Annotated in this window: 19 protein-coding genes and 1 pseudogene; 7 read left to right on the top strand and 13 right to left on the bottom strand. The window is 65.7% G+C overall.

Features of this window, described 5'->3' with window-relative positions; genetic code table 11:
* Together QO259_RS08665 and QO259_RS08660 are read left to right on the top strand one after the other, a co-directional pair.
* Complete coding sequence (locus tag QO259_RS08665) at positions 1-339, top strand: TusE/DsrC/DsvC family sulfur relay protein (protein ID WP_502949138.1); 339 nt, start codon at positions 1-3, stop codon at positions 337-339.
* Positions 340-373: 34 nt separating this feature from the next.
* Positions 374-922, top strand: coding sequence for an acyl carrier protein phosphodiesterase (locus tag QO259_RS08660; protein WP_285952511.1), 549 nt, complete (start codon positions 374-376; stop codon positions 920-922).
* 117 nt (positions 923-1039) lie between these two features.
* Here the strand turns inward: QO259_RS08660 and QO259_RS08655 are convergent, their stop codons facing one another.
* The 5 genes and pseudogenes from QO259_RS08655 to QO259_RS08635 all read right to left on the bottom strand — a co-directional run bounded on the left by QO259_RS08655 (position 1040) and on the right by QO259_RS08635 (position 4904).
* The gene (locus QO259_RS08655) at positions 1040-2239 is read right to left on the bottom strand and encodes a molybdopterin molybdotransferase MoeA (RefSeq protein WP_285952510.1); all 1200 of its coding nucleotides are present in this window, start codon (positions 2237-2239) and stop codon (positions 1040-1042) included.
* On the bottom strand, positions 2232-2759 hold the full coding sequence (gene moaB, locus QO259_RS08650; RefSeq protein ID WP_285952509.1) for a molybdenum cofactor biosynthesis protein B: 528 nt from the start codon (positions 2757-2759) through the stop codon (positions 2232-2234). Before moaB ends, QO259_RS08655 begins: the two co-directional genes overlap by 8 nt.
* Entirely contained in the window at positions 2756-3082 is a 327-nt protein-coding gene (locus tag QO259_RS08645; RefSeq protein WP_285952508.1) for a DUF1244 domain-containing protein, read from the bottom strand. The genes moaB and QO259_RS08645 overlap by 4 nt, the downstream gene beginning before the upstream one ends.
* An 89-nt stretch (positions 3083-3171) precedes the next feature.
* On the bottom strand, positions 3172-3804 hold the full coding sequence (locus tag QO259_RS08640; protein ID WP_106420174.1) for a helix-turn-helix domain-containing protein: 633 nt from the start codon (positions 3802-3804) through the stop codon (positions 3172-3174).
* Between the two features lie 165 nt (positions 3805-3969).
* A pseudogene (locus QO259_RS08635) lies at positions 3970-4904 on the bottom strand (histone deacetylase family protein).
* Positions 4905-5052: 148 nt separating this feature from the next.
* Here QO259_RS08635 and QO259_RS08630 point away from each other — a divergent pair.
* From QO259_RS08630 to QO259_RS08615, 4 genes are all read left to right on the top strand, one after another.
* Positions 5053-7827: a bifunctional acetate--CoA ligase family protein/GNAT family N-acetyltransferase gene (locus QO259_RS08630; RefSeq protein WP_285952507.1), complete on the top strand. Its 2775-nt coding sequence runs from the start codon at positions 5053-5055 to the stop codon at positions 7825-7827.
* A gap of 349 nt (positions 7828-8176) precedes the next feature.
* Entirely contained in the window at positions 8177-9379 is a 1203-nt protein-coding gene (locus QO259_RS08625; protein WP_207035592.1) for a quaternary amine ABC transporter ATP-binding protein, read from the top strand.
* Positions 9380-10222, top strand: a complete 843-nt coding sequence (locus QO259_RS08620) for an ABC transporter permease (protein WP_207035590.1) — start codon at positions 9380-9382, stop codon at positions 10220-10222.
* A 187-nt stretch (positions 10223-10409) separates the two neighbouring features.
* The gene (locus QO259_RS08615) at positions 10410-11300 is read left to right on the top strand and encodes a glycine betaine ABC transporter substrate-binding protein (RefSeq protein ID WP_207035588.1); all 891 of its coding nucleotides are present in this window, start codon (positions 10410-10412) and stop codon (positions 11298-11300) included.
* A 104-nt stretch (positions 11301-11404) separates the two neighbouring features.
* Here QO259_RS08615 and pdxH read toward each other — a convergent pair whose 3' ends face one another.
* The 6 genes from pdxH to QO259_RS08585 form a co-directional block, all read right to left on the bottom strand.
* Positions 11405-12055, bottom strand: coding sequence for a pyridoxamine 5'-phosphate oxidase (pdxH, locus tag QO259_RS08610; protein WP_207036122.1), 651 nt, complete (start codon positions 12053-12055; stop codon positions 11405-11407).
* 79 nt (positions 12056-12134) lie between these two features.
* Positions 12135-13385 (bottom strand): hypothetical protein, encoded by a 1251-nt coding sequence (locus QO259_RS08605; RefSeq protein WP_285952506.1) that lies wholly within the window; start codon positions 13383-13385, stop codon positions 12135-12137.
* Complete coding sequence (locus tag QO259_RS08600; protein ID WP_285952505.1) at positions 13382-13780, bottom strand: DUF2069 domain-containing protein; 399 nt, start codon at positions 13778-13780, stop codon at positions 13382-13384. The genes QO259_RS08605 and QO259_RS08600 overlap by 4 nt, the downstream gene beginning before the upstream one ends.
* A complete protein-coding gene (gene wrbA, locus QO259_RS08595; protein ID WP_285952504.1) occupies positions 13777-14421 on the bottom strand; it encodes an NAD(P)H:quinone oxidoreductase in 645 nt (214 codons plus the stop codon). The genes QO259_RS08600 and wrbA overlap by 4 nt, the downstream gene beginning before the upstream one ends.
* An 80-nt stretch (positions 14422-14501) precedes the next feature.
* On the bottom strand, positions 14502-14846 hold the full coding sequence (gene arsC, locus QO259_RS08590; protein WP_285952503.1) for an arsenate reductase (glutaredoxin): 345 nt from the start codon (positions 14844-14846) through the stop codon (positions 14502-14504).
* Positions 14847-14975: 129 nt separating this feature from the next.
* Positions 14976-15401 carry a gamma-glutamylcyclotransferase family protein gene (locus QO259_RS08585; RefSeq protein WP_285952502.1) on the bottom strand — a complete coding sequence of 142 codons (426 nt, stop codon included), beginning with the start codon at positions 15399-15401 and terminating at the stop codon, positions 14976-14978.
* Between the two features lie 264 nt (positions 15402-15665).
* Between QO259_RS08585 and smrA the strand changes: the two genes are divergently transcribed.
* Positions 15666-16265, top strand: a complete 600-nt coding sequence (smrA, locus tag QO259_RS08580; RefSeq protein WP_285952501.1) for a DNA endonuclease SmrA — start codon at positions 15666-15668, stop codon at positions 16263-16265.
* A gap of 73 nt (positions 16266-16338) precedes the next feature.
* On the opposite strand, the gene QO259_RS08575 is transcribed toward smrA, so the two are convergent.
* Entirely contained in the window at positions 16339-16881 is a 543-nt protein-coding gene (locus QO259_RS08575; RefSeq protein WP_207035576.1) for a DUF934 domain-containing protein, read from the bottom strand.
* A complete protein-coding gene (locus QO259_RS08570) occupies positions 16874-18526 on the bottom strand; it encodes a nitrite/sulfite reductase (RefSeq protein WP_285952500.1) in 1653 nt (550 codons plus the stop codon). The genes QO259_RS08575 and QO259_RS08570 overlap by 8 nt, the downstream gene beginning before the upstream one ends.
* Positions 18527-18565 lie beyond the last annotated feature (39 nt).

Raw genomic sequence — 18565 nt, 5'->3', positions numbered from 1 at the left:
ATGGCACGCACGATAACGGTCGAGGGGCGCGAGATCGCTCTCGACCCCGAAGGGTATCTGGTTTCGCTTGCCGACTGGACGCCGGCGGTGGCGGAGGCACTGGCGAGTGAGGAGGGGCGCGCGTTGAGCGCCGCGCACTGGGAGGTGCTGACGGTGCTGCGCGACTTCTACCAGCGCTACGAGGCGGCGCCGGCGATGCGCCCGCTGGTCAAGGCGGTGCGCCAGGCACTGGGCGAGGAGAAGGGCAGCTCGATCTATCTGATGCGGCTTTTCCCGGAGAGCCCGGCCAAGGTCGGCGCACGTCTGGCCGGGTTGCCCAAGCCGACCAACTGCCTGTGACCCCGCATGAGCGATCGTACATGAGCGTAAAGCGATGAACTTTCTCGCCCATGCCGAGCTCGCTCGCCACGGCAGTGACGATTTCCTGCTGGGCAATCTGATCGCCGATGGCGTCAAGGGGCAGCAGCTGGCGGCGTGGCCGGCAGCGGTGGCGGCAGGTATCCGTCACCATCGCCAGGTGGATGCCGCCATCGACTGCCACCCCGAGGTGGTTGCGCTGCGTGCCAGCGCCCCGGCCGCACAGCGGCGCTTCGTGGGTATTGCGCTGGATCTGGTGTGGGATCACTTCCTCGCCGCCTGCCATCCCGATCGTCAGCTGGTCATCCGCTGTTATCGCGTGCTCGGCAGCACCCCAGCGCCGGATCGATTGGGCCGCCTGGTACCAGCGATGATCGAGGGTGACTGGCTGGCGCGCTATGCCGATTTCGCCTTCACCTGCCGCGCGATTGCCGGTATCGGCAGCCGGCTCCGCGGCCCCAATCGGCTGGCCGAACTGACGCCTTGGCTGGATGACGAGTATCCACGGCTCGAGTCGGCATTCGCGCGATTGTGGCCGGATATGCGGGCGCGTTTTGCCGGCTGATCGTTGATCGTCGAGCCGGGCGCTGTCACCGCTGAGTGAGTAGGGGCCATTGGCCAGCGCCGGCGAGCCCAGCGGCTCGCCGGCGGTCTTGGAGCGGCTTCTGTTTCTGCGCCTGGGTCAGGCTTCGAGCCAGAGGCATTCGACCCGATCGCCGGGAGAGATGTCGCTGTGCGGCGGAATCACCGCGAAGGCGTTGGTGGCCGCGCAGGAGGTGAGCACGGCGGAGCTCTGTTCCGGATAGGCCCGCGCCACGATGCGCTCGCCCTCGAATGCCAGGGTGGCGCGCAGATAGTGGCGGCGGCCCTCGGTGCGAATGCTGAAATCCGCCTCGGCGGGGACCCGGGGCAGCTCCAGTTGATCCGTGCATCCCATCAGCGCGCCCAGCAGCGGGCGCAGATAGAGCCAGGCGCCGACATAGCTGGATACCGGGTTGCCCGGCAGGCCGACCACCCGCGTGGCGCCGATGGTCCCCAGTGCCAGCGGTTTGCCCGGGCGCATGGCCAGGCGCCACAGCGTTAGCTCACCGAGCTGCTCCAGCGCCGGTTTGACGTGATCCTCCTCGCCGACACTGACCCCGCCGGTAGTGACGATCACATCGGCCAGTGCCGCCGCCTCGGCGAGCCGGGCGCGGGTGGTATCGAAACTGTCGGCGACCCGCACCTGGGCCACCAGCTCGCCGCCGAAGCGCGCGATCAGGCTCGCCAGCATCGCCCCGTTGCTGTTATAGATCTGCCCCGGCGCCAGCGGCTGTCCCGGTTCGACGATCTCATCCCCGGTCAGCAGCAGCGCCACCCGTGGGCGCCTCACCACCTCGACAGTCTCTAGCCCTTGGCCTGCAAGCAGACCCAGGGCGGCGGCGCCCAGGCGGGTGCCGGCACTGAGCAAGCGGCTGCCCACACTGACGTCGAGCCCGCGGCGGCGCACGTTCTGGCCCGGCTGGGTGGGGGGTATGCGTGCCAGCCCATCCTCGAGGGTAACGTTTTCCTGGATCGCCACGCAGTCGGCGCCGGGCGGTATCTCGCTGCCGGTGAACAGGCGTGCGCAGGTGCCAGGTGCCAGCGGCTGCGGCGCCTGGCCGGCGGCGATGCGCTGCGAGATCGGCAGGGCGCCGCCGGAGTCGCCGCTGGCCAGGGCGTAGCCGTCCATGGCGCTGTTGTCGGCAGGCGGCACGTCAAGCGCCGCGGCCACCTCCCGCGCCAGCACGCGGCCGGCCGCTTCGGCACAGGCGATGCGCTCGGCGCCCAATGGGGTCACGCCGTCGAGCAGGGCTTCCCGGGCGCGCTCTACGCTCTCCAGCGGGGGTGTCGTTTCAGCCATGCGTGTGGGTGCCTCGTTCCGGAATCACCAGATTGGCGAAGTTGCACGGGCGGTGGCGGCTGTCGAGCTGCTCGCCGAGGATGCGGTCCCATCCGGTGCGACAGGCGCCGGTGGAGCCGGGCAGGGCAAAGATCACGGTGCGATTGGCCAGGCCGCCGAGGCAGCGGCTCTGCACCGTGGAGCTGCCGATCTCCTCGAACGAGACCTGGCGGAACAGCTCGCCGAAGCCCTCGATATGTTTGTCGAGCAGCGGTGCGATCGCCTCCGGGGTCGAATCGCGTCCGGTGAAGCCGGTGCCACCGGTGGTCAGGATTACCTGCACCTCGGGGTCGGCGATCCAGGTGGCGACGACCGCGCGGATACGATAGACGTCATCCGGCACGATGCGCTTTTCGGCCAGCCGGTGGCCGGCTCCTTCGAGCCGCTCGACCAGGGTCTGGCCGGAGCGGTCGCTCTGCTCATCGCGGGTGTCAGAGACGGTCAGCACCGCGATCGACAGCGGAATCAGCGCCTCGCTCATGCGTCCGCTCCGCCGTTGGCCTTGCGCTGCTGGCGCGCTTCCAGCGCGGCCAGCTGCGCATCGCTGGCCGGCGCCTGATGGTTGGCCTTCCACTCTGAGTAAGGCATGCCGTAGACGTATTCGCGCGCGGCTTCATAGTCGAGCGTCTCGCCACGCTCTTCGGCGGCGTTCACTAGCCACTTGGAGAGGCAGTTGCGGCAGAAGTCGGCGAGGATCATCAGATCGATGTTCTGCACGTCCTTGTTGGCGTCGAGATGGCGCAGCAGGCGGCGGAAAGCGGCCGCCTCGAGTTCGGTACGCGTGGCGTCGTCGAGATGTTGCATCGGTAGGGGCTCCTCGGGTCGGGAAGACAGAGCTTGGAACGTGGCATGCGAAGACGAGAAGGCGTGTCCAGGCCAGGGTCGTCGCCTGACTAGTCACCTTCACCCGGCGTGCAGACCGACAGCACCACGGCATCGGTGTCGCTGGTGGAGACCAGCGCATGCCCCATGTCGCTGTCGAAGTAGAGCGAATCGCCGGTGGCCATGGCGAGCGGTTCGTAGAACTCGGTGTAGATCAGGATCTCGCCCTCCAGCACCATCAGGAACTCTTCGCCGGCGTGGCGCACCCACTCCTGGAATTCGTCGAAGCGGCGTGCCCGCACGATGGTCTTGAACGGCACCATGCGTTTCTGCGCCAGTTGCCAAGAGAGTAGTTCATGTTCGTAGGTGGGGGTGGGGTGCTGCTTGCCATCGCCGCTGGGAGTGAGATCGCGCCGCCCGCGGGAGTGGGAGCGCGACTTCGCCGGGGTCAGCAGTTGCGGTAGATCGATGCCCAGCCCGGTGATCAGCTTCTGAACCGCACTGAAGGTGGGCGAGATCTGGTCGTTCTCGATCTTGGACAGGGTCGAACGCGCCAGCCCCGTGCGTGCGCTGACGTCGCCCAGGGTCCACTGGTTGGAGAGGCGAATCTGCTTGAGCCGTTCACCCAGGCGCAGGGGCTCGACGAAGGGCTTGCGGCCCGAGGCGATGCGCAGCGCGGCATCCTGATCGTTGCTGGCGGCCATGAAAATCTCTGTCTGGGTCGGTTTGGGCCCAGAATATCACAGCGCCCTGGGCCGGCTCTGCCACATGACGACGTTGCGCGTGACGAGAGCGTCGCCGTGCTGCCTGTCTGTCTCGCCGAGCCAGGCGACCTCATCGAGACAAACGTGCCAATCGAGATAGACGCGCTAACCCGGGTAGGGCTGGCCGAGCAGCGCGGTGAGGTGCGCCTCGACACTCAGCGGCAGCGCCTTGGGGTGATAGCCGCCCTCGAGTACCGACACCAGCTTGCCCCCGGCGTAGCGGCGCGCGATGTCCATCGCCAGATGCGTGATCCAGTAGAAATCGCCGTGTTCCAGCGCCAGTTCTCCCAGCGGGTCGTCGCGGTGGGCATCGAAGCCGCTGGAGAGCAGCACCAGCTGCGGGCGGTGGTGCTCCAGTGCCGGCAGCCAGTCACGCTCGATTGCCAGGCGGAAGTCACGGCTGGCGGTGCCGGCGGGCAGCGGGGTGTTGACCACGTTGGGCCAGTCGCCTTCGAGATAGCGCCAGGGATAGAACGCCTCCTGATAGCTGCTGCAGATCAGCACGCTCGGGTCGTCGTGAAAGATGTCCAGGGTGCCGTTGCCCTGGTGGACATCGAAATCGAGGATGGCGATACGCTCCAGGCCATGCACGGCACGCGCGTGCGCCGCGGCGACGGCGACGTTGTTGTAGAAGCAGAAGCCCATCGCCAGCGCGCGTTCGGCGTGATGCCCGGGGGGCGCACGGCGCAGAAGACGTTGTCGGCGCGATTACCGCAGACCAGGTCGACACCCTTGATCGCGGCACCGGCGGCAAGCGCCGCCGCTTCGAGCGTCCACGGGCCCATGCGCGTGTCGTTATCCAGCGTCTGCAAGCCGTTTTGGGGACGCTGGCACGCGAGTGTTTCCAGGTAGTCTGGGGCGTGAACGCGCGCCAGAGCGAGCGGTTTCGCCGGCGGCGCCTCCGACTGCATGGTCTGTTGCAGCAGGCCGCTGAGCATCAGGCGCTTGCGAATCACCTCCAGGCGCACGGGCGCTTCCGGGTGCGAGCCGCCCATGTCGTGCCGAGCGAAGTCGGGGTGAGTGAGGTACGACGTGATCATCGGCGGTTTCGACCCTCCGGGGCGCTGGCATGCTGGGGTACCGACCCCATGGGTTCGGGCGGTATGGCTAAATCCAGACCAGGGCTCAACGCGGGAGCGCTGAGCGTGTAGGGTTGAAATAACCATAACCCGAGCCGTGAGGTCCACCGTGGCCACGCAATTCCTGCGTCGATTTTTCGCGCCCCAGTCACTGGTCGTGATCGGAGCGTCCCCCAAGCCCGAGTCGCTGGGAGGAGTGGTATTGCGCAACCTGCTGGAAGGGCAGTTCGACAAGCCGCTCTGGGCGGTCAATCCGCGTGGCTACGACGACGTACACGGTGTCGAGTGCCTGCGCCGCATTGCCGATCTGCCACGCCCGCCCGATCTGGCCGTGATCTGTTCGCCGCTACGCAGCCTGCCCAAGGTGATCGACGACTTGAGTGCGATCGGGGTGCGTGCGGCACTCATTCTATCCGGAGGCGCCTCGCTCGAACGCGAGGCGTCTTTGCGTGCGCGCTTGCAAAAGGCGGCCCGACGTTCGGGCATGCGTGTGCTGGGGCCGGAGTGCCTGGGAGTGGCGGTACCCTCCTGGCGGCTCAATGCCACCTATGCCGCGCAACCGATCGCCGACGGCAGCGTCGCCTACCTGGGGCAGTCGGGCATGCTCGGCAATGCCATGATCGACTGGGCGGCGGGGCGCGAAGTGGGGTTCTCGCACCTGGTCACCCTCGGCGACAGCCTCGATGTACGCCTGCCCGATGTCATCGACTATCTCAATCTCTCCAGCAAGTGCCGGGCGTTGCTGCTGCACCTGGAGAGCATCCGCAATGCGCGCCACTTCATGACCGCCCTGCGTGACGCCTCGCGCAACCGTCTGGTACTGGCGATCAAGAGCGGGCGTACGCCCCAGGCCACTCTGGACCAGCTACCGGAAACGCCTGGTATCGAACGCCGCGACGCGGTGATCGAGGCCGCCCTGGCGCGGGCCGGCGTGGTGCGGGTGGAGGACTCCGACGAGCTGTTCGACGCGCTGGAGACGCTCTCCCGACTCAAGCCGCCGCGCGGTGACCGGCTGGCGATCGTCTCCAACGGCGTGGGGCCGGCGCTGCTGGCGATCGACAAGCTGATCGACGGCGGGGGCCAGCTGGCGGAGTTCGGCGAGACCACGGTGGCTGCATTGCTCGAGGCGGGGCTTGATGTCAGCCGGCCGGGGCGCAACCCGATCGATCTCGGCGGCTCGGCGACCCCCGCGGACTATCTGGCGGCGCTGGATATCGTCACCCGTGACCCCCAGGTGGATGCGGTGCTGGTGCTCCATGCGCCGACCCGGCTGGCACCGGCGCAAGCCACCGCCGAGGCGCTGATCGCGGCCCGGCAACGTTATCGTCATCGGCTGCTGGTGAGCTGGATGGGCCTCAAGGAGGCGCTGGCGGCCCGGGCGGCCTTCAATCGCGCCGGGATTCCCAGCTACCTGTCGCCGGAGAAAGCGGTACGTGCCTTCCTGCACCTGGTGCGCTATCGCCGGGTCCAGGCGCTGCTCCACGAGACGCCGCCCTCGCTGCCGTTCGCCTCCAGCCCCGAGATCCGCCAACGCTGCCATGCGCTGATCGACGCGTCGCTGAGCCGCGGGCGCGACCGCCTGACCCATGAAGAGACCGCCCAGGTGCTCGCCGCCTACGGCATCGAGAGTGCGCCCAGTCGCTATGTGGCGGATTTCGAGGAGGCAGAGCGCGCCACCCAGACGCTGCCGGGCCCATGGGCGGTCAAGGTGGTGCATCGCGACAACTGCGAGCCGTTTCGCTACTGGCGGGAGGCCTCGCGTCAGACCAGCGCGCTGGCCCAGGACCTGGAGCAGCCCGGCAGCGTGGTCGATGCGGTGGTGCGGCTGGGAGAGCGGATCGCCGAGACGCTGCCGCAGAGTCCCATCTACAGCTACTGCCTGCAGACCATGCAGCGCGGCAAGGGCTCCTGGCAGCTGAGCGCCGGGATCACCCGCGACCCCGAGCTGGGTCCGGTGATCGTCTTCGGCGGCGGCGGCTACAAGATCGACGTGATGGCGGATCGCCAGATCGCGTTACCCCCGCTCAATATGCGCCTGGCCGAGGAGCTGATCGATCGTACCCGCGCCGGGCGGCTGATTCGCGCCCACAGCGAGGATGCGGCGGCGGAGATCACCCAGGTCGCCCAACTGCTGGTCAAGCTGTCGCAGATGGCGTCGGATCTGCCACGGCTCAAGGGACTCGAACTCAACCCCTTGCTGCTCAATCGCGACGGGCTCACTGCGGTCGACTTCGCCCTCGATCTGGGCGAGCGCGCGGTGCAGGCGATCATGCCTTACCCCGAAGAGCTGCGTGAGACGGTGACGCTGGCGGGTGGCGAGGTCGAGGTGCGGCCGATCCGCGGTGAAGATGCGCCCTTGATCACCCAGTTCCATACCCGGCTTTCGGAGCAGAGCATTCGCTACCGCTATTTCCATCACAAGGCGGTGCTGTCGATGCGCGAGCTGGCCCAGCTCAGCCAGATCAATTACGACCGCCAGATGGCATTCATTGCCGTTCGCCGTCTGCCACTCGCGGAGGCTGACGAGGGGCAGGCGATGGCGCCGGAAAAGAGAGGCCGTGAAGAGATGCTCGGCGTGGTCCGAGTGTGGAACGATCCCGACAACATCCGTACCGAATTCTCGATCATCGTGCGTGATGACCTCCACGGGATCGGACTCGGGCGGCTACTGATGGAGAAGATGATTCGCTACAGCCGGCAGGTGGGCACCCTGGTCATGGTCGGTACCGTGATGACCGATAACCAGCCCATGCGACGGCTGCTCAAGCAGCTGGGATTCACGCTCGTCACCAATCTGGAGGAGGGTGTGATCGAGGCGACGCTGAAACTTAATGCGCCGCAGAGTGAATGGCAGCGCCACCGTCTGGAGGCGGCGCTGGATTGATGCCGGCCGAGATGCGATGCGTCGACGCCGGCGATGTTGCCATCCAGGGTTGTGACGAAAAGCCGGCGAGCGCAGGCGGCTTTCGTACGGAACCTGGGCGGGCTAGCGCAAACGAGGAGGGACCGAGCGCCACGCTATCGTGCGCCAGCAGAAATGACGCCTTGAATGAGTTTCCAATTACAAATCATCGTCGTTTGAAGGGTTTTTCATAATTTCGTATGATGCGACCGGGCCGAGCGCGTGTAAGCCATCAGAAACACTGCGTATCCAAAGCAACACAGTGTGTCTTCGGCGGCCTTTTGGTGACACTCGCGCGGGACCTTTTTGCTCAGCCAAACCAGGCCACAAAATGACAAACGCACAGCAAGCCAAGATTCAAGTTCGTAACTTGAGCAAGGTGTTTGGTAGCGACACCAAGAAAGCGCTCCAACTACGTGACCAGGGACTCAACCGGTCCCAGATTCTGGAGCAAACAGGGCAGACACTCGGCCTTTCCAATATCGATTTCGACGTCCATGAGGGCGAGCTCCTGGTCATCATGGGGCTCTCGGGGTCAGGCAAGTCCACCCTCATCCGCTGTCTCAACCGTCTCATCGAGCCCACCGAGGGCGATATCATCATCGACGGGGAGAACATCCCCCAACTGAGCGAGAAGGCGCTGCTTCAGTGTCGTCGCAAGCACTTCTCGATGGTGTTCCAGAACTTCGCGCTGTTTCCCCACCGTACCGTGCGCATGAATGCCGAGTATGGACTCGAGATTCGCGGCATTCCCAAGGAAGAGCGGGCCAAGAAAGCGGCCGATGCGCTCAAGCAGGTCGGGCTCGAAGGCTGGGAGGACTCCTACCCCAATCAGCTCTCCGGCGGCATGCAGCAGCGCGTCGGCCTGGCCCGCGCGTTGGCCAACGACTCCAGCGTGCTGCTGATGGACGAAGCCTTCTCAGCGCTGGACCCGCTGATTCGGCGTGACATGCAGCAGGAGCTGATCGAGCTCCAGCACCGCATGCAGAAGACCACCATCTTCATCACCCATGACCTCGACGAGGCGCTCAATATCGGCGACCGCATCATCCTCTTGCGCGATGGCGAGGTAGTGCAGATCGGTACGCCTGAGGAGATTCTCACCTCTCCGGCCGACGACTACGTGGCGCGCTTCACCCAGGGGGTCGACAGATCGCGTGTGGTGACGGCACGTCGGGCCATGCGCCCGGTACGGGCGACTGCCCGCATCGAAGACGGTCCGCGTACCGTGCTGCGCAAGATGGTCGAGAGCAGTCTCGACTCGATCTATGTGATCGACCGCGAACGCAAGCTGCTGGGCGTCGTCGATGCCGAGAAGGCCGATGAAGCGGCCAAGGCTGGCTCGGACTCGATTCGTGATCTGATCGATGACGACTATCCCAGCGTCGGGCCGGACGAATCGCTCTCCCGGCTCTACTCCATGTTTACCAAGCGCCACTGTCCGATTGCCGTGGTCGATGAGGAGCAGCGGCTGCTCGGTGTAGTGGTCAAGGGCGCAGTACTCGAACAACTGGCGACGGCGGGAGAGGCATAAATGGACTTCGAGATTCCAAGAATCCCGCTCGGTAGCTGGATCGAGAGCGGCCTGAACTTTCTGACCACCGAGTTCTCCGGGGTGACGCGGGCCATCTCGCGCACCACCCAGGCGGGCATCAATCTGCTCAACGACGGCCTGATGTGGCTGCCGGAGTGGGCCTTGCTGGGGCTGATCGTGCTGCTGTGCTGGCGGCTCAGCGGACATCGGCTCGCCATCGGGGCGGCCCTGGGTCTGGCGCTGATCTGGAACCTGGGGCTGTGGAACCCGATGATCCAGACGCTCACCCTGGTGGTGATCGCCACCCTGGTGGCGGTTGTGATCGCCTTGCCGCTGGGTATTCTGGCTGCGGTCTCCGATCGCTTCTATCGTGTCATCATGCCGGTGCTGGATTTCATGCAGACGATGCCGGCCTTCGTCTATCTGATTCCGGCAATTCCGTTCTTCGGTATCGGTTCGGTCTCCGGCATCTTCGCCACGGTCATCTTCGCGATGCCGCCGGCGATCCGCTTCACCACCCTGGGGATTCGTCAGGTGCCCACGGAGCTGGTCGAGGCCGCCGACGCCTTCGGTTCGACACGGACCCAGAAGCTGGTCAAGGTGCAGTTGCCGCTGTCGCTGCCGACGCTGATGGGCGGTATCAACCAGACCATCATGCTGTCGCTGTCGATGGTGGTGATCGCCGCCATGATCGGTGCCAACGGTCTGGGCAGCGAAGTGTGGCGGGCGATCCAGCGCCTGCGCCCGGGTGACGGCTTCGAGGCGGGTCTCGCGGTGGTCATCATGGCCATGCTGCTGGACCGTCTGACCCAGTCCTTCCGCGGCCGCAAGCGGGCCAAGTGATGCTACGCCGCCAGTGCACTGCTGGCGGTGTGGCCAGCCGAGTTCGGCGCGTCGGCTGCGGCCGCCGCGAGCGCTGCTGCCGGCAGCTCCGGGTCACGGCCCAGCCGCGACCCGGATCAGTACCGAGCGTTAGTGCGTCAAGCAAGTCAGTACGTCAAGCCAAACCAAGCACAAGAAGGGAAAGTCGATGACACGCAATCTACTGTCGCAATCGGTTCGTTACACCATGCTCGCCATGGCCGCGGGGATCAGTCTCAGTGCGGGTGCCGCCCAGGCCCAGGAGAACAAGGGCACGATCAATCTCGCCTATGTGGAGTGGGCTTCCGAAGTCGCTTCCACCAACGTGGTGCGCGCGGTGCTCGAGCAGGAGGGCTACAAGGTCAACATGGATTCGCTTTCCGCCGCGGTGATGTGGCAAGCGGTGGGCACCGGCGATGCCGATGCCATTGTCGCCGCCTGGTTGCCGACCACCCACGGCGACTATCTGGCCAAGGTGAAGGACAAGGTCGAAGACCTCGGTCCGAATCTCGATGGCACCAAGCTGGGGCTGGTAGTGCCCGAGTACACCTACGAGAAGGTCTCTTCGATCGCCGATCTCAACGCCAATGCCGATCTCTTCGATGACAAGATCGTGGGGATCGATCCGGGTGCCGGCCTGATGTCGATGACCGAAAAAGCGATGAAAGATTACGGCATCGACGACCTCTCGCTGCAGTCGAGCAGCGGCGCGGCGATGACCTCGGCGCTGGGCAATGCGATCAAGAACCATGAGGACATCGTGGTCACCGGTTGGACCCCGCACTGGATGTTCGCGCGCTGGGACCTGAAGTATCTCGAAGATCCCAAGAAAGCCTATGGTGACGCCGAGCACATCGACACTGTCGTTCACAAGGGGCTCAAGGAGCGCATGCCGCAGGCTTACGCGATCCTCGACAACTTCTACTGGACGCCGGAGCAGATGAGCGAGGTGATGCTGATGAACCAGGAGCCGGGTAGCGACCCGTACGCGAACGCCAAGAAGTGGGTCAGCGAGCATCCTGAGCTGGTCAAGAAGTGGACCGAAGGCACTGCCGAGTAAGCTGGCGCCCGAGTCCGAACGAGAACGCCCGGTCATGACGACCGGGCGTTTTCTTTTCTGACTGGCGCTATCGGCCCAGTGGGGCGCTCCCGGTGACGCCTGCCTCAGGGCGCTAGGCGAGTGCGGTGCCAGGTGGCGTCGTGCTCGTCGTGGCGTGAGTAGCGCACGCGGTCGTGCAGGCGGCTGCGCTGCCCCTGCCAGAACTCCATCGCCTGCGGCACCACACGGTATCCACCCCAGTGCGGCGGGCGCTCGACGTCCTTGTCCGCATACACCTGCTCGAAGCGCGCCAGGCGCTCCTTGAGCCAGTCACGCCCGGGAATCTCCACGCTCTGCTGGGAGACCCAGGCCGCCAGCTGACTCTTGCGCGGGCGGCTGGCGAAATAGTCGTCCGAGCGTTCGAGCGTGACCTTCTCCACGCGCCCCTCGACCCGCACCTGACGCTGTAGGCCGGGCCACCAGAACACCAGCGCGGCCTGAGCGACGTGGGCCAGCTCGTTGCCTTTCTGACTCTGGTAGTTGGTGTAGAACAGCAGACCGTCGGGATCGACCCCTTTGAGCAGCACGATACGCGCATGCGGATAGCCGGCGCCGTCGACCGTGGCCAGGGTCATGGCATTGGCGTCGAGCCCCTCACTGGCAATCGCCTGCTCGAGCCAGTGGTCGAACAGCGCCATCGGATCGTCAGGGGTATGCTCGGGTGCCAGGGACTCGCCCTCGTAATCGCGGCGCAGGCCGGCCAGGTCGCTCATGATGGTTCTCCGTTGGCGTGTCTTTGACTGTCATCATTGCAGCCCGGTGGCCGACGTCAAGGCGTTCCTCATCCGGGCGGCATCATGCCGCGGCTGCGTGCAGCGCAAACACCCCACCACAGGCCAGCCAGCCGCCCAACGCATAGGCCAGGTTCCAGCGCAGCATGTGGCGCGCCTTGATACCGTAGCGCACGCAGATCGCCAGGTTGCTGCCAGAGAGCGGGCTGCTGCCGGTGCCCAGCGCCCAGCTCATCAGAAACAGCATGCCGAGCAGCGTCGGGTCCGGGTGCAGCGGTGCCACCAGTGGCGCCAGGGTGGCGATACCGATCAGCGGATGCACGCCGGTGAAGGCGATGACCACGATCAATCCCAAGGCAAACCACGCCTGCCAGTGGCCGAAGTGCGATAGCGGCAGGTCGAGCCCCTGGGGCAGGCTTGCCAGCAGCGCGCTCAATCCGGTGGAGATGACCCCAGCGGCGAGAAACAAGGCGAACTGTGGCGCCAACCCCTGCAGGCCTTGGGTGAAATGGTGTCGCAGCCGCGTGCGGCGGTCGTCACGCGGCATCAGCAGTAAAGCGAAGGGCGGTGCCACCAGGGCAATGATCAGCGGAATCGAGAGTGCCGGCCACAGCAGGTGAAGTGAGATCACCGCGAGCGCCAGCAGGCAGGGCAGCAGCAGGGCGCTGCGCTCGATCGGGTAGCCCTGAAAGGGCTCGTCCAGACGCGCCACGTCGGCCAGGTTGACCAGCAGCAGTGCCGCACCGGCCAGCAGGCCCCACGGCAGCAGTGCCAGATAATCGAGCCCGGGCGCGTAGGTCAGCGCCACGCCCATGGCGACGAAGAAGGGCGACCAGGTCGCGGCGGCGGCGAAGCTGCGCCCCAGGATCGATGCCTGGGTGCGGTTGAGGCGACCGTCGCGCTGCATGCGCTCGCCGAACAGAAACACCACCGAAAGATTGATCGCGGCGCCGAACAAATGCGCGCCAAGAAGCGTCCCCAGACGGCTGCCGCTGCGCGCTTCACCGCTACGCACTGCCGGGGTCGCCAGAGTCAGGAAGCTGACCCCGGCGAACATCATCAGCAAGGTCTGGTTGGTGGTGAAGGCGTGCCATAGCGGGTACGGCGTACCTCGCGCCAGCGCGATTCCCCACAGTAGGATACCCGCGCCCAGCAGCAGCCCGGCCTGCCGGCGTGAGGCACGCGGTAGACCGCGCAGCAGGCGCAGGGTCGCCAGCCAGGCGAGAATCGCCGCCGGCCATAGCGGCCAGTCGAGCAGGCTGGCGATCACGCTGAGCGCCAGCATGGCCAGGATCAGCGCACCGGATGGCCTCATGAGGCAGGGCGTTGGCGTGAACTCTGGCTGCGAAAATAGCGCAAGGCACAGACCGCGAGCGCCGCCGCGGCCAGCATCTCGGCGATCACCAGCGCTGACACGCCGCCGTTGGCCATGATCAACCCGCCCTGGGCCAGGTAGAGCAGACCTACCGCGGTCAGCCACAGATGGCCACGCCGGCGGCGCAGCAGCAGGGTCGGCAGGAACAGCACCAGCGGCAGCGCCCGGACCACCAGGGCCGCGGCTTCGGCGTGAGCCTGTGAGTAGCGCCAGACGCCGCCGAGGATCAGCAGCGCCAGCAGCACCAGATAGGCGATCCACACGCCACGGCGTGCCTTGATCGAGGCGTCTGACGAGGCATCGGCAGAAACGTCGGCTGCGGGTCGCTCACTCATCCGCGCGCCTCCCGCATCCGCTTCAGGCCCAGCGACAGCTCGGCGATGCGCCGGCCCTGGGCGCGGGCCAGGTGGCGTTCGTCGTCGTCGACTTCACGCGAACCATCGGCGCCGGCGACATGGCTGGTGCCGTAGGGCGTGCCGCCGCTGCGGGTATGAATCAGACGGGTTTCGCTGTAGGGCACGCCGGCATAGACCATGCCGTGGTGCAGCAGTGGAATCAGCATGGTCAGCAGGGTGCTCTCCTGACCGCCGTGCAGGCTCGCGGTGGAGGTGAAGGCGGTGGCCGGGCGATCCACCAGGACACCGTTCATCCACAGACCGCTGGTGGTATCCAGAAAGTACTTGAGCGGCGCGGCCATGTTGCCGAAGCGGGTGGGGCTGCCGAGGGCCAGACCGGCGCACTGGCGCAGATCGTCCTCCTCGACGTAGATCGCCCCCTCCTCGGGAATCGCCGGCGCAGTCGCCTCGCTGACCGGGGAGACCGCCGGCACGGTGCGCAGACGCGCCTCGATGCCGGCCACGCTGTCGACGCCCTTGGCCAACTCATCGGCCAGGGTCCGGGTCGCGCCGTGGCGCGAATAGTAGAGCACCAGCACGTAGGGCAGGTCGGTGCCTCGGGTAGCGCTGTCAGAGCTCATTGGATCTCCTCGGGAGTCGGTGGCGTAGTGGGGGTGGCCCTTTTTGGGACAAGCCTTGTCGGAGAGGCGTCGAGCGGTATTCAGATCAGCTGCAGCACGGCCTGCGGCGGCCGCCCGATGACCGCGTACTCGCCATCATCGGCGATAGGACGCTGCAGCAGACGGGGGTGTTCGGCAATGGCATCGAGGATCTGCGCCAGGGTTGGGTCATCGATGCCCAACTGGCGCCACTCCGACTCGTCGCGGCGCAGCATCAGCGGGGCGTCGTCACCCAGGCGGTGGGCCAGCGCTGCGAGCTGTTCGCGGTCGAGCGGATCGTCCAGATAGCGGTGCAGGGTGACATCGATACGTCTCGATTCCAGCAGCGACAGGGCTTCGCGTGACTTGGAGCAGCGCGGGTTGTGGTAGAGCGTGAGCGTGGCCATGGCGCCTGCAGGTCCGATCGGGGAAGAAACGGTATTGTACGTTCGCCCCGGATCGGGCTCAAACCGGAGCCCTGTGAGACGTTCTGTCTTGCCTGATTTATACCGTTATCTTGATTTTGTTGTTAAATATCACTTATCGATGAGTCGGTAGATCCACACGATGCTGCCGTCCTCGAGTTTGACGCTTTCACGCTGGTAACGGACGCCAACGCGTTCGTAGCGATCGAGCGCGCGTAACTCCTCCGGCGTGACGCTAATGATCTCACCGTCGACCTGACCATCGTCATCCGCGATGACGTCGAGATCCTGTTTGCGGTAGCCAGCCAGCGTAGCGGGGCGGCTATCTCCGGCGCGACCGGTGACCAGCCAGCGAATCCAGCCTTGGCGCAAAGTGCCATAGACAAAGACATCCTGGCGCGGAATGCGTGTATCCACCATCGCCGGCTCGACGGGGTGATAGCCGTAGGGGCTCTTGTAGGTGTACCAGAACCAGCCGGCTGCCGTGGCCAGCAGCACCAGGAGCGCGACGAAAATCCATTTCAGCGTACGTAGCATGGGTGTATCGGGGTTCCTGAGCGTGAGTTTGGGTTGGTCGATACGATGACCGGGGCGGCATACCCCTGGAGCATAGCGGTGCCCGCGCGATGGCGGGAGTCTACGCCCACGGATTGAGGCAGGCGTCGATCCTCGTGCTAGCATTCGAAGAGGCTGATGCGCTTGTCAGCCATGTGCCACCACGCCGTATGTCAGTCATCACGTGGTGCCACCCCATCGCCCGCGGTGCGGGGTGCCCGAGCCGATTACAGGAGGAGCGCCACCATGAGTCATGCCACCAACGAGCATCAGGCCTTCCGACAAGCTTTGGGCAATGACGTTCGCCCGCTGACCAAGGGGGGCGACAAGGCCCGGGTCGAGCGACGCCGCGCAGCGCCCTCGGAAGCGCAGCTGGCCCGCCGCGAAAGTGCACAGCAGGGGCTCGCCGACGAGCGCGATTTTCTCTCCGACGAGTTCGTCGACCTGGTCGGCGCCCACGATCCGATCGAGTACCGCCGCGACGGTATCCAGATCGGCGTGCTCGAACGCCTGCGCCATGGTGGCTACGCCGCCGAGGCGCGTCTGCACATCATGCGCATGCCGGTACTCGAGTGTCGGCGCGCGCTGTTTGGCTTTCTCAAGGACGCCTACGCCCACGATCTGCGCAGTGTGCTGGTCGTGCACGGGCGTTCCAGCGAGGACAACGGGCGTGCCAACGTCGTGCGCTCCTATCTCCATCACTGGCTGCAGCAGTTCGAGGAGGTGCAGGCATTTGCCTCGGCGCCACCGCAGCAGGGCGGGCTCGGCGCGACTTTCGTGATGCTGCGCAAGTCGGAGCGCGCCCGCGCCGCCAACCGCGAGCGCCAGCAGAAGCGCCGCGGCTAGAGGGCGCGCGAGGCAGCGCAAGACCATAAAAAACCCCGGTTTGTACCGGGGTTTTTGCGTTGCCGAGCCAGGCTCAGCCGGCTCGATGCTCGCGCAGACGGCGGGCGAACAGCGGCTCGTGGAGATCCACCGCCGGCTGATAGCTGACGCTGAACGCGGTGAGCGCGCGCAGCGCCGCTTCGATATCCTGATCTTCGCGCAGAGCCAGGGCATCGAAGCCGCAGCGGCTCATGTAGTAGAGCTGATCGATGAGCACATCGCCGATGGCGCGAATCTCGCCGGCGTAGCCGAAACGCTCGCGCAGCAGCCGGGCCAGCGTATAGCCGCGGCCATCGGTGAAAGCGGGGAAGTCGATCGCGACCAGCGCCGCCTGCTCGAGGGTGGCGGCCAGCGCCGGCGTCAGCTCGGTATCGCTGGGCAGCCAGGGCGCCAGCTCGCCGTCTTCACTGTGCGCCTGCCACAGCGCCAACGGCACGATCGCCGGACGGCTATCGGGTAGCGTCTCGGTATCGCGCGACAGCACCCAGGTGTCCTCGACCTGCTGACCCAGCTTGATCAGTGGCGCGCGAGTCGTGACGACTTCGCGTGCTTCGAGTGAGGTATCCGATTCAGGCATAGACCCGCTCCTTGAAAGCCTGGTGACCGACACGGCGATAGGTATCCAGGAAGCGCTCATCGTCGAGACGCTTCTCGACATAGACCTGGAGCACCTTGTCGATGACCCCGGGCACGTCTTCGCGATAGAACGACGGGCCGAGGATCTTGCCCAGCGAAACGTCGTCATCGGCGTTGCCACCCAGCGAGATCTGATAGTACTCCTCGCCCTTCTTGTCGACGCCGAGAATGCCGATATTGCCCACATGGTGGTGACCGCAGGCGTTCATGCAGCCGGAGATGTTGAGGTCGATCGGCCCCAGGTCGTAGAGATAGTCGAGGTCCTCGAAGCGCTCCTGGATCGCCTGGGCAATCGGGATCGATACCGCGTTGGCCAGCGAGCAGAAATCACCGCCGGGGCAGCAGATGATGTCGTTGAGCGTGCCTACCGTGGGGTTGGCCATGCCCAGGGCATCGAGCTTTTGCCACAGGGTCTCGATCTCGTCCACCGGCACGTCGGAGAGCACCAGGTTCTGCTCGTGGGTGACGCGCAGTTCACCGAAGCCGTAACGCTCGGCGAGCTCTGCCACCGCGTCCATCTGATCGGCGGTAATATCGCCCGGGGCCGCCTCGCGGCGTTTCAACGACAGCGTGACTGCCTTGTAGCCCGGTACCTTGTGATCCATCACGTTGTTGGTGACGAAGCGCGCGAAGGCGCGGTTGTCCTGTCGGAGCCGTTCGTACTCGGCGATGGCGGCTTCGTCGACCGGGCGGCGGGCCGGCTCGGGGAAGTGGACCCGAGCAGCTTCGACGGCGGCCTCGTTGAGGGTCTGCGAGCCATCCTTGAGATGCGCCCATTCGGCATCGACGCGCCGGGTGAACTCCTCAATGCCCAGCGCCTTGACCAGAATCTTGATGCGCGCCTTGAACTTGTTGTCGCGGCGGCCGAACTGGTTGTAGACGCGCACGATCGCTTCGAGATAGGTGAGCAGGTGCTGCCACGGCAGATCCTCGCGCACCACTTCACCGATCATCGGCGTGCGCCCCATGCCACCGCCGGCCAGCACGCGTACACGCAGCTCGCCGGCATCGTCGAGCCACAGCCGCAGGCCGATGTCGTGAACATGGATCGCCGCGCGGTCGTCGGTAGCGCCGGTCACCGCGATTTTGAACTTGCGCGGCAGATAGGCGAACTCCGGGTGGAGGGTGGACCACTGTCGGATCAGCTCGCACCAGGGCCGTGGATCGACCACTTCGTCCTTGGCGATACCCGCGAACTGGTCGCTGGTGGTGTTGCGGATACAGTTGCCGCTGGTCTGGATGGCATGCATCTGCACCTTGGCCAGGTCGGCCAGGATCTCGGGCACGTCTTCCAGCGCCGGCCAGTTGAGCTGCAGGTTCTGGCGCGTGGTGAAGTGGCCGTAGCCGCGGTCGTAGCGGCGGGTGATCGCCGCCAGCGCGCGCAGCTGCTCGCTGCTGAGCATGCCGTAGGGGATGGCGATACGCAGCATCGGCGCATGGCGTTGAATATAGAGACCGTTCTGAAGGCGAACGGGACGGAATTCTTCCTCACCCAGCTTACCGGCGAGGTAGCGATCCATCTGGTCGCGAAACTGGTTCACGCGCTCGTCGACGAGCGTCTGGTCATAGGCATCGTAGCGATACATCGGGCCGAATCCTGCTAGTCATGGATTGCCAACAAGGGC

It is taken from the genome of Salinicola sp. JS01 (assembly GCF_030284585.1).
Classification (GTDB): Bacteria; Pseudomonadota; Gammaproteobacteria; order Pseudomonadales; family Halomonadaceae; genus Salinicola.
This window is presented reverse-complemented; position numbering and strand designations above follow the sequence as displayed.

Bases quoted from the DNA above. Each gene is read 5' to 3' on its own strand.
- QO259_RS08665 (WP_502949138.1), top strand. From the start codon at position 1: ATGGCACGCACGATAACGGTCGAGGGGCGCGAGATCGCTCTCGACCCC.
- QO259_RS08660 (WP_285952511.1), top strand. From the start codon at position 374: ATGAACTTTCTCGCCCATGCCGAGCTCGCTCGCCACGGCAGTGACGAT.
- QO259_RS08655 (WP_285952510.1), bottom strand. From the start codon at position 2,239: ATGGCTGAAACGACACCCCCGCTGGAGAGCGTAGAGCGCGCCCGGGAA.
- moaB (WP_285952509.1), bottom strand. From the start codon at position 2,759: ATGAGCGAGGCGCTGATTCCGCTGTCGATCGCGGTGCTGACCGTCTCT.
- QO259_RS08645 (WP_285952508.1), bottom strand. From the start codon at position 3,082: ATGCAACATCTCGACGACGCCACGCGTACCGAACTCGAGGCGGCCGCT.
- QO259_RS08640 (WP_106420174.1), bottom strand. From the start codon at position 3,804: ATGGCCGCCAGCAACGATCAGGATGCCGCGCTGCGCATCGCCTCGGGC.
- QO259_RS08625 (WP_207035592.1), top strand. From the start codon at position 8,177: ATGACAAACGCACAGCAAGCCAAGATTCAAGTTCGTAACTTGAGCAAG.
- QO259_RS08620 (WP_207035590.1), top strand. From the start codon at position 9,380: ATGGACTTCGAGATTCCAAGAATCCCGCTCGGTAGCTGGATCGAGAGC.
- QO259_RS08615 (WP_207035588.1), top strand. From the start codon at position 10,410: ATGACACGCAATCTACTGTCGCAATCGGTTCGTTACACCATGCTCGCC.
- QO259_RS08605 (WP_285952506.1), bottom strand. From the start codon at position 13,385: ATGAGGCCATCCGGTGCGCTGATCCTGGCCATGCTGGCGCTCAGCGTG.
- QO259_RS08600 (WP_285952505.1), bottom strand. From the start codon at position 13,780: ATGAGTGAGCGACCCGCAGCCGACGTTTCTGCCGATGCCTCGTCAGAC.
- wrbA (WP_285952504.1), bottom strand. From the start codon at position 14,421: ATGAGCTCTGACAGCGCTACCCGAGGCACCGACCTGCCCTACGTGCTG.
- arsC (WP_285952503.1), bottom strand. From the start codon at position 14,846: ATGGCCACGCTCACGCTCTACCACAACCCGCGCTGCTCCAAGTCACGC.
- QO259_RS08585 (WP_285952502.1), bottom strand. From the start codon at position 15,401: ATGCTACGTACGCTGAAATGGATTTTCGTCGCGCTCCTGGTGCTGCTG.
- smrA (WP_285952501.1), top strand. From the start codon at position 15,666: ATGAGTCATGCCACCAACGAGCATCAGGCCTTCCGACAAGCTTTGGGC.
- QO259_RS08575 (WP_207035576.1), bottom strand. From the start codon at position 16,881: ATGCCTGAATCGGATACCTCACTCGAAGCACGCGAAGTCGTCACGACT.
- QO259_RS08570 (WP_285952500.1), bottom strand. From the start codon at position 18,526: ATGTATCGCTACGATGCCTATGACCAGACGCTCGTCGACGAGCGCGTG.